We start from the raw sequence: 22074 nt of genomic DNA, 5'->3' as shown, positions 1-22074 counted from the left end.
AGGGATTGATTCGGGGCGGGCATTGCCGCCATGCGACAACTTCTTATAGCGCCAACCCGAGGAAAACCGCCGCTTGCGCAAATGCGACAGAAAGCGTCGGGAAGGCGCAGTTTAAACGCTGATCGGCACATTCGTGCACTGCACGGGCAATTTCTCCACAAGCTGACCGGCAGGTTTTTTTGCGCCTGAATCGGCTAGGCCGTGATCGGCTGCCCCTGCGCCACCGGCGGGCGGGCCAGGCCGAGGAAATCGCTCAAGGCGACTTTCTGCACCATCGCATCCTGATAGCCCAGCTCGATCAGCTCATTGCAATAGCCGGCCTCGAACAGCAGATAGCTGAGCACCCCCGCACCGCTGACCTTGGTCGCCCCCGGGCCACGCAGGAACAGGCGCAGCACCGCCGACAGCTCGTGGCGATGGCGGGCGGCGATGGCATCCAGCGGCTGGCTCGGCGAAATCACCAGCACCTCCACCGGGTTGAGCCCCAGGCCACGCGGGCGCTGCTCCGGCGGGATCAGCTTGCTCATCAGGTTGAGCCGTTCGAGCAGTTCGATGTCGCCTTCCAGGCTGTCGATAAAGGTGCTGTTGAGCATATGCCCGCCGATTTGCGCCAGGCTCGGCGGCTTGGCGGTCGGCACCGGAACGCTGACCACGCCGTCCTGCTCGGCCTGCGGGTTGCCACTGACGCCGACCACCAGCACCCGGGTCGCACCCAGGTGCAGCGCCGGGCTGATCGGGGCGGGCTGACGCACGGCGCCGTCGCCGAAATACTCGCGATTGATCTTCACCGGCGGGAACAGCAGCGGAATCGAAGAACTGGCCAGCAGATGGTCGACGCACAGGCGGGTCGGCACCCCGACCCGGCGATGGCGCATCCACGGATCGATGGTGGCGCGCCCCTGATAGAAGGTCACCGCCTGCCCGGACTCGTAGCCGAACGCCGTCACTGCCACCGCCCGCAACTGACGCTGGCGCACCGCGGCCGCGATCCCGGAAAAATCCAGCTCGCGCAGCAACAGTTCGCGCAGCGGCGTACTGTCGAGCAGCGCCACCGGCACTTCCCCGCCCAGGCCCAGCATGCTGTGGCCGATAAAGCGGCTGGCCTGGCGCAACACCCCCGGCCAGTCGCTGCGATACACCTGATGAGTATGAAAGCCCTGCCAGACGCTGGTCAGGCGGCGCACCGCCTCGCCAAAATGCAAGGCCCCGCAGGCCAGGCCGACCGCATTGATGGCCCCGGCCGAGGTGCCGACGATCACCGGAAAGGGATTCTGCGCGGTATCCGGCAGCAAATCGGCAATCGCCGCCAGCACCCCGACCTGATAAGCCGCCCGCGCGCCGCCACCGGAAAGAATCAACCCGGTGACCGGCTGGCTGGAAGGCGTGTTTGGCGTCATAGGGGAAGTTCCGAATCCTTTAACTTGCAGCCTGGAAGGCTGTCGGGCCTGTCGGCTTGTGGGCACTTGCAGGAGCCGGTAACTGTAGGATGGTGTTGAGCGCAGCGATACCCATCGGGCGGTTTATGCCTGTACCCGTTGACAGGGCGAATATCGATGATGGGTTACGGTGCCTTTGTTCTGCTGACAGCAGGTCAATTTGCGGGCGCCTAACCCATCCTACGGTCTTGACCCTTGAGTGCCCCAGTTTGCTGCGCGACAGCGCTGCGTCGAAGGCGGGGCATCTGCTCCTACGGGAGCGGCATACTTGATCGCTAATCGAGCGCACCAATACCGCCAACACTAACTACGGCGCTTCTTGTACATTTTTTCCTCACCGGCCGGGCGCGTCTTGAAGCGCCGGTGGGCCCACAGGTACTGCTCGGGTTGCTGGCGAATCGCCGCCTCGATCCACTGATTGAGCCGCAGACAATCGGCCTCCTCGCTCTCCCCGGGAAAATCGGCCAGCGGCGGGTGTACCACCACCTTATAGCCGGTGCCGTCGGCCAGCCGGGTCTGGGTGAAGGGAATCACCCGCGCCCGCCCCAGACGGGCAAATTTGCTGGTCGCTGTCACCGTCGCGGCCGGCACACCGAACAGCGGCACGAAAATACTGCGCTGCGCGCCATAGTCCTGATCCGGCGCGTACCAGATCACCTTGCCGGCACGCAGCAGCTTGAGCATGCCGCGTACATCGTCGCGCTCGATCACGCCCTGCAGACGCTGCTCGCGGCCACGGCGCTGGATGAAGTCGAACAGCGGATTCTTGTGCTCGCGGTACATGCCGTACATGTCCTGGCGCATTCCCAGCAGCCCGCCGCCCATTTCCAGGGTGGTGAAATGCAGGGCCATCAGCAGCACGCCCTGCCCTTCGGCCTCGGCCGCGCGAATATGCTCGAGCCCCTCGACCTGCCCCAACCTGGCCAGCCGCGCCGCCGGCCACCACCAGCTGATCGCCATCTCGAAGAAGGTCATGCCGGTCGAGGCGAAGTTTTCCCGCAACAAGGCGTCGTGCTCAGCGGCCGACAGTTCGGGGAAACACAGTTCCAGGTTGCGCGCGGCGATCTGCCGGCGCGAACGCGCCAGACGAAACATCAAGCCCCCCAGCCAACGCCCCAGGCGCATCAACACCCGGTACGGCAGCAACGAGACCAGCCACAGCGAGCCCAGCCCCAACCACAGCAGCCAGAAGCGCGGATGGAGGAAATAGGCACGAAAACGAGGACGATCCATGGATGATTCCGCACGAGCGACAAAGCCCGGCATTCTACAGGACTCGGCCCGGTGACGGGCTGGCGGGAGGGCGCATTTGCCGCCATGGCGGGCTCAGCAGGTTTTTATCCAGGATTAACAGGCGTGCCGGTCGCAGCCGCAGGATGGGCAGCAATGACTGATCGCCCTGCCCTGCGCCAACCCACCCGCCACTAACCGCGGTGCTTCCGGTACAGCTTCGCCGCACCCGGCGGCCGCGTCTTGAAGCGCCGGTGGGTCCACAGGTACTGCTCGGGACAGGCGCCGATCGCCTGCTCGACCCACTGGTTGATCAACCGGCCGTCGGCTTCCTCGCTCGCGGCCGGAAAACCGGCCAGCGGCGGGTGGATGGTCAGTTGGTAACCGCGGCCGTCGGCCAGGCGCTGCTGGGTAAAAGGCAGCACCCGCGCCCGGCCCAGGCGGGCGAACTTGGTGGTGGCGGTGACGGTCGCCGCCGGAATGCCGAACAGCGGCACGAAGATGCTCTGCTTGGCGCCGTAATCCTGGTCCGGCGCGTACCAGATCGCCCGTCCGCCACGCAGCACCTTGAGCATGGCGCGCACGTCCTCGCGCTCGATGGCCGTGGCGTCCAGGTTGTGCCGCTCGCGGCCGCGGCGCTGGATGAAGTCGAACAGCGGATTCTTGTGCTCGCGGTACATGCCGTCGATGGTGTGCACCTGGCCGAGCAACGCCGCGCCGATTTCCAGGGTGGTGAAATGGATCGCCATCAGGATGACGCCCTGACCGTCCGCCTGGGCCTGCTGCAGATGCTCCAGGCCCTCGATATGCGCCAGCCTGGCCAGCCTGGCCTTGGGCCACCACCAGCTCATGGCCATCTCGAAGAAGGCGATGCCGGTGGAGGCGAAGTTCTCTTGCAACAGGCGTTCGCGCTCGGCGGCGGACAGCTGCGCAAAGCACAGCTCCAGGTTGCGCGCGGCGATCGTGCGCCGCGAGCCGGCCAAGCGGTACAGCAGCGCACCCAGCGCGCGCCCCAGCATGAGCAGCACCCGGTACGGCAACTGCACGAGCAACCACAGCAGCACCAGACCCAGCCACAACAACCAGAAACGCGGATGGAGGAAATAGGCACGAAAGCGAGGACGGTCCATGGATCAATTCGCACAAACGACAAAGCCCGGCATTCTACAGGCTCCCAGACTCGGCTTGCAGCCCGGCGGGGTTATCGCTATAAGTCCGGGCTACTTTCGTCACGACCGACAAGGCGTATCAGGCAGACCATGAGCCAAGCCGATCTACTCGAGCAAGACCCCGTATTCCAGCTCAAGGGCAGCATGCTGGCCATCACCGTGATGGAACTGGCGCACAACGACCTCGAGCGCCTCGACCAGCAACTGGCGGCGAAAGTCGCCCAAGCGCCGAACTTCTTCAGCAATACCCCGCTGGTCTTGGCCCTGGACAAGCTGCCGGAAGGCGAAGGCAACCTCGATCTGGGCGCCTTGATGGCCCTGTGCCGTAGCCATGGCCTGCGCACCCTGGCCGTGCGCGCCAACCGTGAAGATGACATCGCCGCCGCCGGCGCCCTGGATTTACCGGTGCTGCCGCCGTCCGGCGCCCGCGAGCGCCCGGTCGATCCGACCGACGGTAGCGCCACGCCGAAAAAACCGGAAAAGCCCGCAGAGCCCGAAGTCAGGCCGAGCAAGATCATCACCAGCCCGGTGCGCGGCGGCCAGCAGGTCTATGCCCAGGGCGGCGACCTGATCGTCCTGGCGCCGGTCAGCTCCGGCGCGGAACTTCTCGCCGATGGCAACATCCATGTTTACGCCCCCATGCGCGGCCGTGCCCTGGCCGGCATCAAGGGCAACATCAAGGCACGCATCTTCTGCCAGCAAATGGGCGCGGAACTGCTGTCCATTGCCGGCCAATACAAGGTTGCCGAAGACCTGCGCCGCGACCCGTTATGGGGCGAGGCGATACAGGTCAGCTTGTCGGGTGACGTGTTGAACATCACCCGCCTTTAACGGATACTGCCGCCAATTTTCAGGGACATAAAAAGGCATCTGGAAGCCGCATATGGCTCTCGGGTTCCCGTCTTTACTTCACATTTTGGGGTGAATCACCTTGGCCAAGATCCTCGTAGTCACTTCCGGCAAGGGTGGCGTGGGTAAAACCACCACCAGCGCCGCCATCGGTACCGGCCTCGCCCTGCGCGGGCACAAAACTGTCATCGTCGACTTCGACGTCGGCTTGCGTAACCTCGACCTGATCATGGGCTGCGAACGTCGCGTGGTGTACGACTTCGTCAACGTGGTCAACGGCGAAGCCACGCTGAGCCAGGCGCTGATCAAGGACAAGCGCCTGGAAAACCTCTACGTGCTGGCCGCCAGCCAGACCCGTGACAAAGACGCGCTGACCGAAGAAGGCGTGGAAAAAGTCATCAACGAACTGCGCGAGAACTTCGAATTCGTGGTCTGCGACTCGCCGGCCGGGATCGAAAAAGGCGCGCACCTGGCGATGTACTTCGCCGACGAAGCGATTGTCGTGACCAACCCCGAGGTTTCCTCGGTGCGCGACTCCGACCGCATGCTCGGCCTGCTGGCGAGCAAATCGCGGCGCGCCGTGAAAGGCGAAGAGCCGATCAAGGAACACCTGCTGCTGACCCGCTACAACCCCGAGCGGGTTACCCGCGGCGAAATGCTCGGAGTGGAAGACGTCGAGGAAATCCTCGCCATCCGCCTGCTCGGCGTGATCCCCGAATCGCAAGCCGTGTTGAAAGCCTCCAACCAGGGCGTGCCGGTCATCCTCGACGACCAGAGCGACGCCGGCCAGGCCTACAGCGATGCCGTCGACCGTCTGCTCGGCAAGGAAGTTGCCCATCGCTTTCTCGACGTGCAGAAGAAAGGACTCATGCAACGCTTGTTTGGAGCTCGCTAATGAATATTTTTGACTTCTTTCGTGAACGTAAAAAGGAAGCCACTGCGTCCATTGCGAAAGAGCGTCTGCAGATCATCGTCGCCCACGAGCGCGGCCAGCGCAGCCAGCCGGACTACCTGCCGGCCCTGCAGCAAGAGCTGGTCGAGGTGATTCGCAAGTACGTCAATATCGACTCGGATCAAGTGCAAGTCGCCCTGGAAAGCCAAGGCAGCTGCTCGATCCTGGAACTCAACATCACCCTGCCGGATCGCTGAAAGCATCCGCTCATGTAGGAGCCAGCTTGCTGGCGATCAGGAACCGAGGCGCTGCCCGGAGCATCGCCAGCAAGCTGGCTCCTACAGGATATTTCCAAATAATCGGCGACCTCGGTCGCCGATTGCTTTTTCCGGACTGCCCCATGCCGCTCAGCCAAATCGAAATTCTCCACCAGGACGCCGCCCTGCTGGTGATCAATAAGCCGACCCTGCTGCTCTCGGTGCCCGGCCGCGCCGAGGACAACCGCGACTGCCTGGTCACCCGCCTGCAGGACAACGGCTTCCCGGAAGCGCGCATCGTCCATCGCCTGGACTGGGAAACCTCAGGGCTAATCGTCCTGGCCCGCGACGTCGACAGCCACCGCGAACTGTCGCGCCAGTTCCACGACCGCGAGACGGAAAAAGCCTACATCGCCCTGTGCTGGGGCCAGCCCGAGCAGGACAGCGGCAGCATCGACCTGCCGCTGCGCTACGACCCGCCGACCAAGCCGCGGCATGTGGTCGACCATGCAGTCGGCAAACATGCCCTGACCCACTGGCGCGTGCTCGAACGCTGCGGCGATTACTGCCGGGTCGAGCTGACCCCGATCACCGGCCGCTCGCACCAGCTGCGCGTGCACATGCTGTCGATCGGCCACCCGCTGCTCGGTGACGCCCTCTACGCCCCGCCCCAGGCCCTGGCCGCCTACCCGCGCCTGTGTCTGCACGCCTGCATGCTCGGCCTGACCCACCCGCAAAGCGGCGAACGCCTGCGCTTCGACTGCCCCGCACCGTTTTAGCCTCGCGTAGGGTGCGTCGCGCGCACCAATACCCCCCGCGCCATAGCCTCGAACGCCGGTGCGCACAGCGCACCCTACCCGACAGCCTTGTAGGGTGGATGACGCTTCACCCATCCACCAACTGCAATGGTGGATGAAAAAGGCGTCATCCACCCTACACAACCCCTGTAGCCCGACGGCCATCCGGGGCAGCGCCGGCAGTCATGCGCCCGCCCCCCCCCCCCCCCCCCCCCCCCCCCCCCCCCCCCCCCCCCCCCCCCCCCCCCCCCCCCCGGATTACGCTGGCACTCATCCGGGCCACGTAGACCAATGATCGTTGCCAGGCGCCGCATCGCAGCACTTATGCCCGCAACCTGGATGCTGCGCCTATCAATCATTCGATAATGTTCTTAAAACATCCCTTGAAGCCGCTTCCAGCCGCCAACATATTTTTCTCGACGGGGGCTTGAAGCCTCAGCCTCGAGCCCCGCAAACACGTCTCTGGTCAACTCACCACAGGAGGTTTGCGATGTACGAATCCCTGCTTAACTTCCCCGGCGGCCTGCTCGCCGAGTTCGAACGGCTGCAGCAGGAGTTGCAGCAAGAGTTTGCCAATCCCGGCCGACCGGGCAGCATTCGGGCGCTTGCCAGCGGTGCCTTCCCGAGCATCAACGTCGGCAGCACCCCTGGGACCATCGAAGTTTACGCCTTCGCCCCGGGTCTCGACCCGGCCAAACTGGATATCCAGATCGACCACGGTCTGCTGTCGATCAGCGGCGAGCGCGCCAGCGCCGAGCCGGAAGACAACGGCACCCTGTCGGTCTATGCCAACGAGCGTTTCACCGGGAGCTTCAAGCGCACCGTGAACCTGTCCAAGGATGCCGACCCGGACAAGGTCGAGGCGCACTACCGCAATGGCGTGCTGCACATCAAGGTGGCGCGGCTGGAGGCTGCCCAACCCAAGCGCATCACTATCCAGTGACATTTCGCTAAGGAGGAAACTGCGATGACCGAGAAACGAGTAGTCCGCCGCGACGAATCCGCGGAAGAGCTGCAGACGCTGCTGCCGCGGGTCGATGTGTTCGAGAACAAGGACGGCATTCTGCTGCTCGCCGACATGCCGGGCGTGCCCAAGGACAAGCTCGAACTGCGGGTCGAAAACGACACCCTGCTGATCGAGGGCGAGATAGCCCCCGACACTCCGGAAAACATGGAGGCGGTGTATGCCGAGGTGCGCCTGTCGCGCTATCGCCGGGCCTTCAGCCTGAGCAGCGAACTGGATACGTCGCGGATCGACGCCCAGCTGCGCGATGGCGTGCTCAACCTGCGCATTCCCAAGCATGCCCATGCGCAACCGCGCAAGATCGAGGTGAAAGTCGCCTGAACTGCCCGAGCGGCCGGGCCGCCAGCCTGGCCCGACCGCCCGCATCCTGGAGGTCAACCGATGGAAAAACTGACTGATCTGAAACACGGCCTGGAGGAAACCTGGCACTCGATCGGCGAGGGCTGGCGGAGTTTTCGCGAGCGCACCAGCGGCGCCCTGACCCGCTTCACCCCATTGACCAGGAGCAAGGCGTCGACCGAGGTAGCGGCCGAGACCCCGGCTCATCCCGACTTCCCGTCGGCGAACTGGGCCCTCCTGGCCGGCGATGTGTTCGAGGACAGCGACAAGTTCGTGGTGCGCCTGGAAGTCCCCGGCCTGGACAAGCAGGACGTGGACATCGAGGTACGCAACGACGTGCTGATCGTGCGCGGCGAGAAACGCTACGAGCAGGAATCCAGCAGCGGCCAGTACCGCGTGCGCCAGTGCGCCTTCGGCAGCTTCCATCGCAGCATCCCGCTGCCCCTGCCGGTACTTGCCGACAAGACCTCGGCCAGCTACCGCAATGGCGTGCTGCGCATCGAACTGCCCAAGGCCGAACATGCCCGCGGCCGGCGCATCGAAGTCCGCGGCGAGTGACGCTCGCCGCGCCATGCGCCCGTATGCCCAGCCCCGAAACCCGGGGCGGAGCTGCGCAACCGCTCCCCCACGCCGGGATTCACCGCGCGGCCCTGTAGGAGCGGGCCATGCCCGCGAAACGCATCGCGGCCATGGAACTGGGCGTCCCCGCCGCTCCTACAGGTACCCACAAACTGATAGGCGCAATTGCACCCCAGTTTGCTGCGCGACAGCGCGGCGTCTGGACGACGGGGGATCTCTTATCAAACAAGAAATAACTCATTGTTTTATATATATAAATTTAATATTCACAACGACCTGTAGGAGCGGGCCATGCCCGCGAAACGCATCGCGGGCATGGCCCGCTCCTACAAGTACCTACAAGCCGATAGACGCAATTGCCCCCAGCTTGCTGCGCGACAGCGCGGAGTCGTAGACGGCGAGCGAACGCCTACAGGTGCCTACGGACCGGCCGGCTTGCCGCTCAGCCCTGCTTGCGCGGCCAGATCAGGCTGAAATGCGCGCCGCCGAGGCGTTCGCTGCGGCTGATCTGCGCGCGGCCGCCGTGCCAGTAGATGATCCGGCGCACGATCGACAGGCCCAGGCCGTGGCCGCCGGAGGCGCGGGTGCGGCTGTCGTCCAGGCGCAGGAAGGGCTTGAAGATGCGTTCCCAGGCGTCTTCCGGCACCCCGGGGCCGTCGTCCTCGATATCCACGCGGCAACGCTGCTGGCCGATCTGGTAACTCACCCGCACCCGCGATTCGGCATGGCGCATGGCGTTGCTCACCAGGTTCTGCAAGGCGCGGTGCAGGTAGCGCACTTCCGCCTCGACCAGCGCACCGCTGCCATCCAGGGCCGGCAGTGCCGGACCGCGTTCGACCCGCACGTCGGCGCGCAGCGGCGCCAGCTCGTCGATCACCTGGTCGATCAGCTGGCCCAGGTCGACCTGCTGGAAGTTCAGCGCCGGCGCGCCCTGCTCCAGGCGCGCATAGGTCAGCATCTCGTCGACCAGCTTGTCGAGGTCCTGGATATCGCTGTCCATGCCCTCCATGTACTTGCGCCGCGCCGTTTCGCTCTCGGCATCGCCGATCATCTCCAGGCCGAAGCGCAGGCGCGCCACCGGCGTGCGCAGTTCATGGGACACCGCCCGGACCATTTCGCGCTGGATGCTCAGCGAGCGCTGCAGGTGCTCGGCCATGGCATTGAACGCCGCCGCCAGCCGCCCCACCGAATCCGTGCCGCGGCTTGGCACCCGCGCATCCAGGTTGCCACCGGCGATCCGCGTGGCGGCGCCCTCCAGATCGCCCAGGCGCTGCTCCAGGGGCCGCACCAGCAGATAGACGGTCAAGCCGATCAGGCTCAGGCCCAGCACCCCGATCAATACCAGCAACTGCGGCGGGTAGGGATTCATCTGATACAGCGGGCCGATCTCCAGCACCCAGTCCGTACCGACGATGCCGGAGAACACATGAATGCTGTCGCCGCCCTTGCCCAGCGCCATCACCGTGTCGCCCTCGTCCACCCGCCGGCGCTGGTCGACATCCAGGTCCGCCTGCTCGAGGCTGACCAGGCGCAGGTCGAAACCGAACTGCTTGGCCTCCTTGAGCTCGGCCAGACGCTGCGGCTGCTCGGCCTGCGGAGAGCGGATCAGCTCGTCGATCAGCAGAAAAACCGTCGCCCGCGCCAGCTGTTCGCTGATCTGCTGCACCTCGCCAGTCAGCAGCAACTGCTGCGCTTCGTCGACCTGGCTATAGACGGTTGCCGAATGCGGGCCGGTTTGCCGCACCAACACCAGGCCACGCTTGAGACGGTTGCGCTCACCGTTATCCAGCGGGGCCGCGGCCACCGGCTGAATGGACAGCGGGATGCCCAGCAGGCGCGACCACAACACCACGGCGCGACGCCGCTCGAGCTCGCTCATCGGCGCCAAATTATCGGCCATCAGGCGAAAGGTGCCGCGCGCCAGGCGCTCGCGGTATTGCTCCGAACGCACCTCGTTGACCAGGTGCAGGGTGCCGACGCCGAGCAGCGCCACCAGCACCAGCACCGCCAGCATGCCGGCGTAGATGCGCAGAAAGATCGAATTCATAGCAGCGCTTCGGCCGCCTCGGCGACGAACAGATAGCCCTTGCTGCGCACGGTCTTGATCAGGCGTGGATGCATCGGATCGTCGCCGATCTTCGGCCGGATCCGCGAGATGCGCACGTCGATGGATCTATCCTGGCCGTCGTACTCGATCCCGCGCAGGGCATTGAAAATCTCCTCGCGCGAGAGAATCCGCCCGGCGTTGGCCATCAGCAACCAGAGCAGGTCGAACTCGGCGCTGGTCAGCTCGATGCCCTGCTCGCCCAGCCAGGCCTCGCGCATCGCGCTGTCGATCACCAGCGGGCCGAACTCCAGGCGCCGCGCCCCTTCGCCGGCCGGCGCCGCGACGCCCTCGCGCCGCCGCAACAGCGCGCGGATCCGCGCCAGCAGCACGCGCGGGCGCACCGGCTTGCACACGTAATCGTCGGCGCCCATTTCCAGGCCGAGCACCTGGTCCATGTCGTCGGTGCGCGCGGTCAGCATCAGGATCGGCCCGTCGTACTGGTCGCGCACCTTGCGGCAGATCGACAGACCATCCTCGCCCGGCAGCATCAGATCGAGAATCACCAGATCCGGCTGCTCCTTGAGGATGCGCGCGGCCGCCTGCGCGCCGTCGCCCTCGATGCTCACCGTCAGGCCATTGCCCTGCAGGTAATCACGGGTCAGTTCGGCCAGACGCTGGTCGTCTTCGACGATAAGGATTTGCCAGGTGTCTTGCTGCTGCACGGCTGCCTCCGGGGACAGATCAACGACGGCGAAAAAGACGCTGATTGTAGCAATGCCGCACGCCACCGCGCAGGTCTGCTGCACAGCAGTGAAAGTCCGGCGGGGCCTTTGCACAGAGCAGGCCAAAACGCCACAAAAAAAACTACATATTGTGTTTCTGTGTCGGACTCGAAAACTCGCGCCGAACGCAAAAATAAACCCATAACAACGACGAACGGTACAGGACCGCCCACCCCAGCAAACACGCGGGTTTGCGCAAGTTACCCCAAGTTAACCCACAGCTTTATCCACAGGCCGGAGGACTTGCCATCCCCCCAACACCGCACTATCTTGTATCTCCAACGCACTAAACACCTATATGTTGGGTTTTGACCTCAAAAACGGCACAAGCACAATTGCCCACAAAAGGTCCAGCCCCCAACCCAGATCGGTGAGCGAAAGAACCTCGATGGCGGCCTGCGCACACGCGTTGCGGCCATTGCTCCAGCAGCGCGACCTGCCTGCCGGAGCCAGAATAACGGTAGGCAGCCCTTGCGCCCCTACCACTACATCTAGTAGTGCCGGCCATGGCCGACACAAGACATGCAGCCAGGGAGGCGCTTTCAGCTCAAACCCTTCCAGCCAGTTTGCAAGCCCCCTGCTCCCAGCCTCTGGCTGCGTGCAGGCGTTGTTGAAATGGTAACGAACGGCAGTAGATCCACCGGAAAGCGCCGACCCGACAAATTACAGATCACGGAGACACTCCTACATGCATACCGACACCTCTCGCGAGAACCCGCAGGCCCAAGCGCCACAGGCCACCGATGGCAACCTGGAACTGAGCGCCACCGCGCCGGGCCAGTTGCGCGTGATCAAGCGTAACGGCACCGTCGTGCCCTACACCGATGACAAGATCACCGTCGCCATCACCAAGGCGTTTCTCGCAGTAGAAGGCGGCACCGCCGCCGCGTCGTCGCGTATCCATGAAACCGTCGCGCGCCTGACCGAACAGGTCAGCGCCACCTTCAAGCGCCGCATGCCGTCCGGCGGCACCATCCACATCGAGGAAATCCAGGACCAGGTCGAACTGGCCCTGATGCGCGCCGGCGAGCAGAAAGTCGCCCGCGACTACGTGATCTACCGCGAGTCGCGCAGCCAGGAGCGCAAGCGCGGCGGCAGCGACGTCGCCGAGCCGCACCCGAGCCTGCGCGTCACCCACCTCGACGGCAGCCTGGCGCCGCTGGACATGGGCCGCCTCAACACCATCGTCACCGAAGCCTGCGAAGGCCTGGCCGAAGTCGACGGCGCGCTGATCCAGAAAGAAACCCTGAAGAACCTCTACGACGGCGTGGCCCAGAGCGACGTCAGCACCGCCCTGGTGATGACCGCGCGCACCCTGGTCGAGCGCGAGCCGAACTACAGCTACGTCACCGCGCGCCTGCTGATGGACAACATCCGCGCCGAAGGCCTGGGCTTCCTCGGGGTCGCCACCAGCGCCACCCACCACGAGATGGTCGACTTCTACGCCAAGGCCCTGCCGGCCTACATCGACAAGGGCATCGAGCTGGAACTGCTCAACCCCGTGCTGAAAAGCTTCGACCTGGAAAAACTCGGCGCAGCGATCGATCACGAGCGTGACCAGCAGTTCACCTACCTCGGCCTGCAGACCCTCTACGACCGTTACTTCATCCACAAGGACGGCACCCGCTTCGAACTGCCGCAGATCTTCTTCATGCGCGTGGCCATGGGCCTGGCGATCGAAGAGAAGCAGAAAGAAGACCGCGCCATCGAGTTCTACAACCTGCTGTCCTCGTTCGACTACATGGCCTCGACGCCGACCCTGTTCAACGCCGGCACCCTGCGTCCGCAGCTGTCCTCGTGCTACCTGACCACAGTGCCGGACGACCTGGGCGGTATCTACGACGCCATCCGCGACAACGCCCTGCTGAGCAAATTCGCCGGCGGCCTGGGCAACGACTGGACCCCGGTGCGCGCCCTCGGCGCCTACATCAAGGGCACCAACGGCAAATCCCAGGGCGTGGTGCCCTTCCTCAAGGTGGTCAACGACACCGCCGTGGCGGTCAACCAGGGCGGCAAGCGCAAGGGCGCGGTCTGCGCGTATCTCGAAACCTGGCACATGGACATCGAAGAGTTCATCGAGCTGCGCAAGAACACCGGTGACGACCGCCGCCGCACCCACGACATGAACACCGCCAACTGGATCCCGGACCTGTTCATGAAGCGCGTGTTCGACGACGGCTCCTGGACCCTGTTCAGCCCGAGCGAAGTGCCGGACCTGCACGACCTCACCGGCCGCGCCTTCGAAGAGCGCTACGAGTACTACGAAGCCCTGACCCAGTACGGCAAGATCAAGCTGTTCAAGACCATCCAGGCCAAAGACCTGTGGCGCAAGATGCTCAGCATGCTGTTCGAAACCGGCCACCCATGGCTGACCTTCAAGGACCCGTGCAACCTGCGCAGCCCGCAGCAGCACGTCGGCGTGGTACACAGCTCGAACCTGTGCACCGAGATCACCCTGAACACCAACGCCGACGAGATCGCCGTGTGCAACCTCGGCTCGGTCAACCTGCCGAACCACATCGTCGACGGCAAGCTCGACCGCGCCAAGCTGCAGAAGACCATCAAGACTGCCGTGCGCATGCTCGATAACGTCATCGACATCAACTACTACTCGGTGCCGCAAGCGCGCAACTCCAACTTCAAGCACCGCCCGGTCGGCCTCGGCATCATGGGCTTCCAGGACGCCCTGTACCTGCAGCACATCCCCTACGGCTCGGACGCGGCGGTCGACTTCGCCGACAAATCCATGGAAGCGGTCAGCTTCTACGCGATCCAGGCCTCCTGCGACCTGGCCGACGAGCGCGGCGCCTACGAGACCTTCCAGGGTTCGCTGTGGAGCAAGGGCGTACTGCCGCTGGATTCGCAGCAGATCCTCATCGAGCAACGCGGCCAGAAGTACATCGACGTCGACCTGAGCGAGTCGCTGGACTGGGCGCCGGTACGTGAGCGCGTGCAGAAAGGCATCCGCAACTCGAACATCATGGCCATCGCCCCGACCGCCACCATCGCCAACATCACCGGCGTGTCGCAGTCGATCGAACCGACCTACCAGAACCTCTACGTGAAATCGAACCTCTCGGGCGAATTCACCGTGATCAACCCCTACCTGGTCCACGACCTCAAGGCCCGCGGCCTGTGGGACTCGGTGATGATCAACGACCTCAAGTACTACGACGGCTCGGTGCAGCAGATCGAACGCATCCCGCAGGAGTTGAAAGACCTCTACGCCACCGCCTTCGAAGTCGACACCAAGTGGATCGTCGACGCCGCCAGCCGCCGCCAGAAGTGGATCGACCAGGCCCAGTCGCTGAACCTGTACATCGCCGGAGCCAGCGGCAAGAAGCTCGACGTGACCTACCGCATGGCCTGGTACCGCGGCCTGAAAACCACCTACTACCTCCGCGCCTTGGCCGCCACCAGCACCGAGAAATCCACCGTCAACACCGGCAAGCTCAACGCCGTGTCCAGCGGCGGCAACGACGGCCTCAGCGCAGCACCGGCCAAAGCCCCGGAAGTGGAAATGAGCGCCGGCCCAGCACCAGTACCCAAGGCCTGCGCCATCGACGAACCAGACTGCGAGGCGTGTCAATAAGCGCGCGGATCTGAGCGGCGCCCGCGTTGTTGCCGCACGGCCCGACCCCGGTCATGTACAGCCGTACACTCCCGGGGCCGGCCCGCACGGCGCCTAGCGCTCACTCGCTCAGCTACACGCTCGAAGGGTGGACATAAAAGCTGAAGCAACACCCGATCCGCTCTTGTAGGAGGGGCCTTGGCCGCGAAACTACAGACTCGAAGGGTGAAAAAAGCTAAAGCCGCACACGATCAGTTCGTCGGATGGGTCGCGCCGCGCAGGTTGAGCGCAGCGCTACCCATCCAGCGACAAGAACACCAGGTTACAAGCCGTTTGCGTGCACTCGACAACGGACTAGAATTAACTGTACATCCATACAGGCCGGTTATTTCACCGCCCTGAAGCAGGAGCCAAGCCATGCTGAGCTGGGACGAATTCGACAAGGAAGACGGCGCAGACGCAGCCGTCGCCGGCAACACCACCGCCCAAGTCGCGGACATGAACATCGACAAGCTCGACCAGGTCGGCGGTGCCGCCGCGGTCGAAGCGCGCGCCATCGCCGCCGATGACAGCGCCGCCGTGGCCCGCGCCAAGGCCGCCCTCGACCAGCTCGACATCGCCGAAGGCCTGGCCGAACTGGAAGGCGCCTCCGCCCGCGTCGCGGTCGACGAGAAGCGCATGATCAACTGCCGCGCCGACCTCAACCAGCTCGTACCCTTCAAGTACGACTGGGCCTGGCAGAAGTACCTGGATGGTTGCGCCAACCACTGGATGCCCCAGGAAGTGAACATGAACGCGGACATCGCGTTGTGGAAAAGCACCGACGGCCTGACCGACGACGAGCGCCGCATCGTCATGCGCAACCTCGGCTTCTTCTCCACCGCCGACTCCCTGGTCGCCAACAACCTGGTGCTGGCCGTCTACCGCCTGATCACCAACCCCGAGTGCCGCCAGTACATCCTCCGTCAGGCCTTCGAAGAGGCGATCCACACCCACGCCTACCAGTACTGCATCGAGTCGCTGGGCATGGACGAAGGCGCGATCTTCAACATGTACCACGAGATCCCCAGCGTCGCGAAAAAGGCCGCCTGGGGCCTCAAGTACACCCGCTCGATCTCCGACCCGACCTTCAACACCGGCACGGTCGAGACCGACAAGGAACTGCTGCGCAACCTGATCGCCTACTACTGCGTACTGGAAGGCATTTTCTTCTATTGCGGCTTCACCCAGATCCTCTCCATGGGCCGGCGCAACAAGATGACCGGCGTCGCCGAGCAGTTCCAGTACATCCTGCGCGACGAATCCATGCACCTGAACTTCGGCATCGACGTGATCAACCAGATCAAGATCGAAAACCCGCACCTGTGGGATGCCGCGATGAAGGACGAAGCGACCCAGATGATCCTGGAAGGCACCCAGCTGGAAATCGAATACGCCCGCGACACCATGCCGCGCGGCGTACTGGGCATGAACGCCGCGATGATGGAGGACTACCTCAAATTCATCGCCAACCGCCGCCTGACCCAGATCGGCCTGAAGGAAGAGTACCCGGGCACCACCAACCCCTTCCCGTGGATGAGCGAGATCATGGACCTGAAGAAGGAGAAAAATTTCTTCGAGACGCGGGTTATTGAGTATCAGACCGGTGGGGCGTTGAGCTGGGATTGATTCTGGCTAACACTATTATTTAAAGCTGTGCCTTACATGGATGTCGGGGCGATTAGACAAACTAAAAGCCCCGCCTTGTGCGGGGCTTTTAGTTTGGAATACTAATGAAATACAGAAACAGCGCAACAGACAAAAAACTAAGAAGCTGGTTCAGCAATGATTATTCAAACAGCCATCTCAGGAAAATTGAAATAGCACAAGGGAGCATCCGAGGGCTCACAACTTGCACAATACCTATAGACTATCCAATAATTGCAATAGCCGGAAAAAACGGGGCAGGGAAGTCTACTGCGCTGGCTCTAGCTTGCTGCGCCTACCATAATAAAAAGGACGGCATAAAAGCCAGCAACAGAAAGCAAACTTATTACACATTTGCAGATTTTTTCATTCGCCACCAAAACGAACCCTCACCAGAAGAAATAATCATAGAGTATGATTTCGCATACGACAACTGGAAAGTCACTCCAGAATCCCCTAACAAAAAAGAAATTAACTCCCAGGTACGATATAAATCAGAAGGCGGAAAATGGAACGACTATGCCAGCCGAATCAACAGAAACGTTATATTCATTGGCATCGAACGCATAGTGCCGCATAGCGAGAAGAGCCAATCAAAAAGCTATCGAAGACACTTTAAAGTCGTAGAGCCAAAGGGCTGGGAAAAGGACCTCGGCGATATAGTCGGCTACATACTCAATAAAAAATATGAAGACGTAAAAATTGCCCGCCACTCAAAGTATAAGCTACCGCTCGCAAAAATTAACGGTATATTATTATCAGGCTTTAACATGGGCGCAGGAGAGAATGCTCTTTTCGAAATCTTCTCAACGATATACTCAGCACCAAAAGGATCACTGATCGTAATTGATGAAATAGAACTCGGCCTCCACATTGAAGCGCAATCTAGATTCATTCGAAAATTAAAAGAAACATGTATAGAAAGGCAAATACAGGTTATTTGTACAACTCACTCAAGCGAAATATTTGACTACCTTCCAGAGGACGCAAGGATCTTCATCGAAAAGACCAATGGAAAAACAATTTGCACGCCAGGACACTCCTCAGAATATGCATTCTCAAAATTAAGCTCTGAAAACTCAAATGAACTATGCATTTTAGTCGAAGACGATGTAGCACAAAAACTAACAACATTAATCCTTCCAGCTGAACTTAGATCTCGAATAACGATAGAAATTATAGGGTCAGCCTCAGCACTAAGCGTCCAACTTGCATCAACATACAAAAGAGCAAATAGTAAAAAAACAATCATCTTATTTGATGGAGACCAAAAATCAAAATCAAAATACAACTGCAATTTCGCAGCAAATACATTAGAAATAAAGGATCCCGCATTTAGCGACTGGTTCACACTAAAAACAAACTATTTGCCCAGTGACACCTGGCCAGAATCATGGATTATTGAAACTTCGAAAAGCAGCACAAAACAACTAGCCGCCCATTTAAAAACCACCGAATCCGCGCTTAAGGACATAATTGAATACGGCCTTGGGGCCGGCAAGCATAATGAATTTTACGAGATAGGAAAACACACCAGCCTAACCAGAGAAGAAGTCCTATCTTTATTCTGCTTAAACATAGCGCAAAATCACGCCACCACTTTTTCAACAATTATCGACATGATCACAAATGAATTAACCTTGTAGCAAGCAAGGACCGTAGGATGGGTTGAACGCGTATTAGGGGACAGACCACGATTTCTTCGCTTCTACTTGATCATTCAAGCGAAACGGTGGCCCGTCCCTATCATCACTAGCCGCCGAAGAAAACCACTTAACACTCAAAACGGATAAGGATGTCATCAAATGACCGCCCAATTCAAATTTTCCCTGACAGACCTCAAAGGAATACGGAAAAACTTTGAGAGCATTGAGACATTTCTTGACTTTGCGAAGTGCGAGAGAGACTTCTGGAATGGTGAAGCGAAACATAAGCTCCAAGAACTAGGGGTGAATGTTAGATCCAATGTACTGAGCAACGCACTTGGCGCCGGGAATATCTTCCACAGCCTAATATCTACCGTCGAATCGTGGCTTCCTATTCCTGAAGAAATGGAGGAGCGTGAATTCAATTCAAAGCTACAAACCCTCCAACGGGAGGCAAGTAACCTGAATAGTCGTTGGATTCGGAGCGATTATCCATTCATTATGCCGTGGCTTGAAAGTTACAAGATTTCAGACCAAACGGGGGACGGTTTTTTTGAGGCTGTCACCAAGGACCAGTCATCTAACGCCAACAATTATAGTTATTTGAAAGGATACATCCTTGCTTACGAGTATCTATTTCAGAACGAAAACAACCTCACAAAACGCCGTAATGCGGAAGAAAAAACGTTCGCTAGCCTACAAAATCAACTCAGCACTAAGAAGGATGAGCTGATTGATGAAATCTCTGTATTCCAGGCGGATATCCGGAAATGGGCTCAGGAAACACGTGATAATTTCTCCGAATGGCACGAAGCTCAAAAGAAGGTTGATGTGGAATCAACGGCCAATCGATCAGACGAATTCGATGCTCAAATGAGCAATTGGAAAAGCAAAATTTCCTCCCTTGAACAAACATTTCGAGAGAAACTTCGGTTTGATGGCCCAGCCACTTACTGGAAGAAACAAGCAGGAAAATATCGGCACCAAGGAATAGTCTGGACTTTGGCACTTGTTGCGATAGTGGCTTTAGCCTTGATCTACTTTCGCGAGTTTTTCCTACTATGGGCGGACGGCCAGAGACTTAAGCTGAACTTAGCGACTTTGGAAGGTGCGGTAATTTTTGCTGCGATTTTGTCTTCTTTCATCTTTCTTTCGCGTGTTTTCTCTAGACTCGCATTCAGCTCATTCCACCTCCAACGTGATGCCGAAGAGAGAGAACAGTTAACGCACCTGTACCTTGCGCTTGGACATGAAACAGAGATTGATAGTGAGTCCCGGCAGATAGTGTTGCAAGCTCTGTTCAGTCGCTCTGAGACAGGCCTGCTCTCCAATGAATCAGGTCCGACAATGCCTGGATTACATGAAGCGGTCAGCGCAGCTGTTCGTAAGGGATGACGAGCAATTAGTCGATCGGGTAGTCGATCGGGGACAGACCACGATTTCCGTTAACCGCTATTACGAGTTTCGCCCTTACGGCGAGTCACTTTCTCTTTGCTCGCGCGAAAGAGAAAGTAACCAAAGAGAAAACGCGCCCGGCATCCGGGTTTCGCTGCGCTCAACTTCCCTCACTCCGGCGCTGTTCCGAGGGTCGTCACGGTGGGCCATCCCTGGCCCATCGTTCCTCGTTTGGCATCCATGCCAAACGCCCCTCTACACAGTGGATCGGGGACAGACCACGGTTTTTTGCTTCTGCTTTATCACTCAAGCAAAACCGTGGTCTGTCCCCTATCATTGACGAAATGCTCACTTAAAAAACTTTTCGCCTCATCCATTAACAAAACCACCGATAAAACTCCTTTTTAGCATCAAACGGGATCAGCTAAAAACTCGTGCCGTGTTTTTACCACCTGACCACGGTAGGGTTCTCTCGCATAGAAAATATCGCTATTAAATATAACGTAATTGCGGCCCTGCCCGAATGAGCTATTAAAGACAATCCCATCATAATTGGCTACTGATTTAACGAACTCACACATATACTGCGTGGGAATATACTCAATATGAGACTTATCAGGTAATACAGGCTTAGACAACTCAAGCGAAAATCGCTCAAGCAGATCTAGAAAACAAAGTACATCTTGCATCTGCTGCTCTTCAAATTTCAGCACTGAAGAATCGCGTCGAGGATCCGTCAAGCTGAGCAAGTTTAAATCACTATTTGCCACAAACTCCGAGACATATATTACACTTGCATTATTAGGCCTGACCTCTGCCACACATGTATCTTCATTTTCGGCAAGGTACAAGTACGGTATCCCTATTGGATTAGCTCGCCCACCAGATGCAACCATAGGAGGCGGCGTTCCCATTTGACTGGCCGTTAAAGGACTCTCAGATATTCGCGCCCTAAACAGGACCCCTCCCGCCTCAAAAGGAGCCTTCAGCTGTTCCAGAAGAGCTAAAAAAACCTCAAAACTTGAATTGTTAGCCGAAGGGTCTAACACTTGTGAAATCAAAGTACTGCGCGGGAAAAATCTATTTTGATGCTTCAGCTCTTCTTTAAAATCTAACCACTGACTTGAGTACAAAGACACATCAAATTTAAACACATACTTTAAGCCAGCAATCTCATCACCAAACATTTCGCGCACCAGCCTTTCGGGGTCCTTCACGACCGTCGGGCTAAACAACCCAAACTGATTGTACAATAAGGTAACCAGCCCTTCACCCACATCGGAAACTTCCAAACCATACAAAATCAATTCGATTGATGAAAAAAAGATATCAGCACTAACTGTTGGAACCCTAACTGAATTGCAGTGAGCACAACTTCCAATAGTACCTTTCGATGCTGCTTCTATTAAAACCGAGCCAGTAAAGCAATGAATGCAACACCGGGCCATTTCAACGCTCCCGGATGTAGCTGCACGTCGTTTCAATATGATGCTTTATTGATATCTTCTTCACATGACCAAGTCCCGGATAATGCCTTGAACCATGAAGACTAAAAAACTCACCCAACCCAGTTGTCTCAGTAAATTTACCAGGATTAGCGTGCACATACTGGACAAGTTTATTCAGGGCATCCATAAACTTGCCGCCGGGATTTGTAGGGGTACGATCATCATAAGAAGAAAAATGCCGCACATGCATGGCATCGTATTCATCACGATTTATGTACGACAAATGCACAGCCACAACATATGCGGGCCCACCTGACTCGGAATAGTCTTCACTTAAAATAGTAAAATCACCAAAACCGACGACATTATCTAGTCGTCTATATTCAGCATGCATACCAGAGAACAAAGACTCCTCAGAATAATCAGAATTCTTAACTTCTTTCTTGAAGCAATCACTATACACTACTTTATTTCGAAGCTCTGCGAAAGCAGCGGAACTGACTCTAGTCTGATTCACCAAAGTATACAGCGACTGATTAACAATGTTAACCAGAGCTCTATCCACGCTGCTTTCAAGATATGCCGCTGCTCTACCATCAAATGATTGGAAAAGGCTGATCGCCGCAACATCCTGAGGGTTTTTTATTTTCACACAAGGTAGATATGCACCCTCCTCTCCTTCTAGCAACGAACTTATGAGATCCTCACCGCCAGCATAATCGCCTAGAGATGGATTTATAACCACAAGAGGAACTATCTCATGTTCCGCGAGCTGCTGAATCGTCCTTTTTAATGGGGATATATTTTCTCTAACCGGCTCTATTACCGGCTTTATATATTGAGCACTAATATTCGCTGACAGCTCACGTAAAGCTATCAGTTCATTTTGCTTACCCTTTAATATAGGAAAATACATCAAACATCCCT

Annotated in this window: 18 protein-coding genes; 11 read left to right on the top strand and 7 right to left on the bottom strand. The window is 59.1% G+C overall.

The genetic code is table 11. The features are described from left to right. Positions 1-194 precede the first annotated feature (194 nt). The 3 genes from G9C89_RS04800 to G9C89_RS04790 all read right to left on the bottom strand — a co-directional run bounded on the left by G9C89_RS04800 (position 195) and on the right by G9C89_RS04790 (position 3796). The gene (locus G9C89_RS04800) at positions 195-1397 is read right to left on the bottom strand and encodes a patatin-like phospholipase family protein (RefSeq protein ID WP_172145466.1); all 1203 of its coding nucleotides are present in this window, start codon (positions 1395-1397) and stop codon (positions 195-197) included. A 342-nt stretch (positions 1398-1739) separates the two neighbouring features. After that, positions 1740-2669: a lipid A biosynthesis lauroyl acyltransferase gene (locus G9C89_RS04795; RefSeq protein WP_172145463.1), complete on the bottom strand. Its 930-nt coding sequence runs from the start codon at positions 2667-2669 to the stop codon at positions 1740-1742. A 191-nt stretch (positions 2670-2860) separates the two neighbouring features. Continuing rightward, positions 2861-3796 (bottom strand): lipid A biosynthesis lauroyl acyltransferase, encoded by a 936-nt coding sequence (locus tag G9C89_RS04790; RefSeq protein ID WP_172145460.1) that lies wholly within the window; start codon positions 3794-3796, stop codon positions 2861-2863. A 129-nt stretch (positions 3797-3925) separates the two neighbouring features. On the opposite strand from G9C89_RS04790, the gene minC reads away from it, so the two are divergent. The 7 genes from minC to G9C89_RS04755 all read left to right on the top strand — a co-directional run bounded on the left by minC (position 3926) and on the right by G9C89_RS04755 (position 8551). After that, complete coding sequence (gene minC, locus G9C89_RS04785; RefSeq protein ID WP_172145457.1) at positions 3926-4666, top strand: septum site-determining protein MinC; 741 nt, start codon at positions 3926-3928, stop codon at positions 4664-4666. 100 nt (positions 4667-4766) lie between these two features. After that, positions 4767-5579, top strand: coding sequence for a septum site-determining protein MinD (gene minD / locus G9C89_RS04780; RefSeq protein ID WP_172145454.1), 813 nt, complete (start codon positions 4767-4769; stop codon positions 5577-5579). Next, positions 5579-5833 (top strand): cell division topological specificity factor MinE, encoded by a 255-nt coding sequence (gene minE, locus G9C89_RS04775; protein ID WP_172145452.1) that lies wholly within the window; start codon positions 5579-5581, stop codon positions 5831-5833. The genes minD and minE overlap by 1 nt, the downstream gene beginning before the upstream one ends. A gap of 143 nt (positions 5834-5976) precedes the next feature. Continuing rightward, on the top strand, positions 5977-6612 hold the full coding sequence (locus G9C89_RS04770) for an RluA family pseudouridine synthase (protein ID WP_172145450.1): 636 nt from the start codon (positions 5977-5979) through the stop codon (positions 6610-6612). 508 nt (positions 6613-7120) lie between these two features. Next, a complete protein-coding gene (locus G9C89_RS04765; protein ID WP_172145448.1) occupies positions 7121-7573 on the top strand; it encodes an Hsp20/alpha crystallin family protein in 453 nt (150 codons plus the stop codon). Positions 7574-7597: 24 nt separating this feature from the next. Next, complete coding sequence (locus G9C89_RS04760; protein ID WP_172145446.1) at positions 7598-7975, top strand: Hsp20/alpha crystallin family protein; 378 nt, start codon at positions 7598-7600, stop codon at positions 7973-7975. 60 nt (positions 7976-8035) lie between these two features. Beyond that, on the top strand, positions 8036-8551 hold the full coding sequence (locus tag G9C89_RS04755; RefSeq protein WP_172145444.1) for an Hsp20/alpha crystallin family protein: 516 nt from the start codon (positions 8036-8038) through the stop codon (positions 8549-8551). A 463-nt stretch (positions 8552-9014) separates the two neighbouring features. Here G9C89_RS04755 and G9C89_RS04750 read toward each other — a convergent pair whose 3' ends face one another. Beyond that, the gene (locus tag G9C89_RS04750; protein WP_172145442.1) at positions 9015-10619 is read right to left on the bottom strand and encodes an ATP-binding protein; all 1605 of its coding nucleotides are present in this window, start codon (positions 10617-10619) and stop codon (positions 9015-9017) included. Next, entirely contained in the window at positions 10616-11341 is a 726-nt protein-coding gene (locus G9C89_RS04745) for a winged helix-turn-helix domain-containing protein (RefSeq protein ID WP_172145440.1), read from the bottom strand. The genes G9C89_RS04750 and G9C89_RS04745 overlap by 4 nt, the downstream gene beginning before the upstream one ends. 748 nt (positions 11342-12089) lie before the next feature. Here G9C89_RS04745 and G9C89_RS04740 point away from each other — a divergent pair. From G9C89_RS04740 to G9C89_RS04725, 4 genes are all read left to right on the top strand, one after another. Next, positions 12090-14993: a ribonucleoside-diphosphate reductase subunit alpha gene (locus G9C89_RS04740; protein WP_172145437.1), complete on the top strand. Its 2904-nt coding sequence runs from the start codon at positions 12090-12092 to the stop codon at positions 14991-14993. Between the two features lie 396 nt (positions 14994-15389). After that, positions 15390-16640, top strand: a complete 1251-nt coding sequence (locus G9C89_RS04735) for a ribonucleotide-diphosphate reductase subunit beta (protein WP_172145434.1) — start codon at positions 15390-15392, stop codon at positions 16638-16640. A gap of 104 nt (positions 16641-16744) precedes the next feature. After that, positions 16745-18304, top strand: a complete 1560-nt coding sequence (locus G9C89_RS04730) for an ATP-dependent nuclease (RefSeq protein WP_172145432.1) — start codon at positions 16745-16747, stop codon at positions 18302-18304. Between the two features lie 159 nt (positions 18305-18463). Further along, positions 18464-19699 (top strand): DUF6161 domain-containing protein, encoded by a 1236-nt coding sequence (locus tag G9C89_RS04725; RefSeq protein ID WP_172145430.1) that lies wholly within the window; start codon positions 18464-18466, stop codon positions 19697-19699. Positions 19700-20109: 410 nt separating this feature from the next. On the opposite strand, the gene G9C89_RS04720 is transcribed toward G9C89_RS04725, so the two are convergent. After that, positions 20110-21147 carry an RES domain-containing protein gene (locus G9C89_RS04720; RefSeq protein ID WP_172145428.1) on the bottom strand — a complete coding sequence of 346 codons (1038 nt, stop codon included), beginning with the start codon at positions 21145-21147 and terminating at the stop codon, positions 20110-20112. 1 nt (position 21148) lies between these two features. Continuing rightward, positions 21149-22063, bottom strand: coding sequence for a sce7725 family protein (locus tag G9C89_RS04715; RefSeq protein ID WP_172145426.1), 915 nt, complete (start codon positions 22061-22063; stop codon positions 21149-21151). Positions 22064-22074 lie beyond the last annotated feature (11 nt).

Origin of the sequence: Pseudomonas tumuqii, assembly GCF_013184545.1 — a bacterium.
Lineage (GTDB): Bacteria > Pseudomonadota > Gammaproteobacteria > Pseudomonadales > Pseudomonadaceae > Aquipseudomonas > Aquipseudomonas tumuqii.
The sequence above is the reverse complement of the archived record's forward strand: the minus strand, read 5'-3'. Positions and strand labels throughout refer to the sequence as shown.

Bases quoted from the DNA above. Each gene is read 5' to 3' on its own strand.
- G9C89_RS04735 (WP_172145434.1), top strand. From the start codon at position 15,390: ATGCTGAGCTGGGACGAATTCGACAAGGAAGACGGCGCAGACGCAGCC.
- minE (WP_172145452.1), top strand. From the start codon at position 5,579: ATGAATATTTTTGACTTCTTTCGTGAACGTAAAAAGGAAGCCACTGCG.
- G9C89_RS04725 (WP_172145430.1), top strand. From the start codon at position 18,464: ATGACCGCCCAATTCAAATTTTCCCTGACAGACCTCAAAGGAATACGG.
- G9C89_RS04750 (WP_172145442.1), bottom strand. From the start codon at position 10,619: ATGAATTCGATCTTTCTGCGCATCTACGCCGGCATGCTGGCGGTGCTG.
- G9C89_RS04715 (WP_172145426.1), bottom strand. From the start codon at position 22,063: ATGTATTTTCCTATATTAAAGGGTAAGCAAAATGAACTGATAGCTTTA.
- G9C89_RS04770 (WP_172145450.1), top strand. From the start codon at position 5,977: ATGCCGCTCAGCCAAATCGAAATTCTCCACCAGGACGCCGCCCTGCTG.
- G9C89_RS04800 (WP_172145466.1), bottom strand. From the start codon at position 1,397: ATGACGCCAAACACGCCTTCCAGCCAGCCGGTCACCGGGTTGATTCTT.
- minC (WP_172145457.1), top strand. From the start codon at position 3,926: ATGAGCCAAGCCGATCTACTCGAGCAAGACCCCGTATTCCAGCTCAAG.
- G9C89_RS04795 (WP_172145463.1), bottom strand. From the start codon at position 2,669: ATGGATCGTCCTCGTTTTCGTGCCTATTTCCTCCATCCGCGCTTCTGG.
- G9C89_RS04760 (WP_172145446.1), top strand. From the start codon at position 7,598: ATGACCGAGAAACGAGTAGTCCGCCGCGACGAATCCGCGGAAGAGCTG.
- G9C89_RS04765 (WP_172145448.1), top strand. From the start codon at position 7,121: ATGTACGAATCCCTGCTTAACTTCCCCGGCGGCCTGCTCGCCGAGTTC.
- G9C89_RS04790 (WP_172145460.1), bottom strand. From the start codon at position 3,796: ATGGACCGTCCTCGCTTTCGTGCCTATTTCCTCCATCCGCGTTTCTGG.
- G9C89_RS04740 (WP_172145437.1), top strand. From the start codon at position 12,090: ATGCATACCGACACCTCTCGCGAGAACCCGCAGGCCCAAGCGCCACAG.
- G9C89_RS04730 (WP_172145432.1), top strand. From the start codon at position 16,745: ATGAAATACAGAAACAGCGCAACAGACAAAAAACTAAGAAGCTGGTTC.
- G9C89_RS04720 (WP_172145428.1), bottom strand. From the start codon at position 21,147: ATGGCCCGGTGTTGCATTCATTGCTTTACTGGCTCGGTTTTAATAGAA.
- G9C89_RS04755 (WP_172145444.1), top strand. From the start codon at position 8,036: ATGGAAAAACTGACTGATCTGAAACACGGCCTGGAGGAAACCTGGCAC.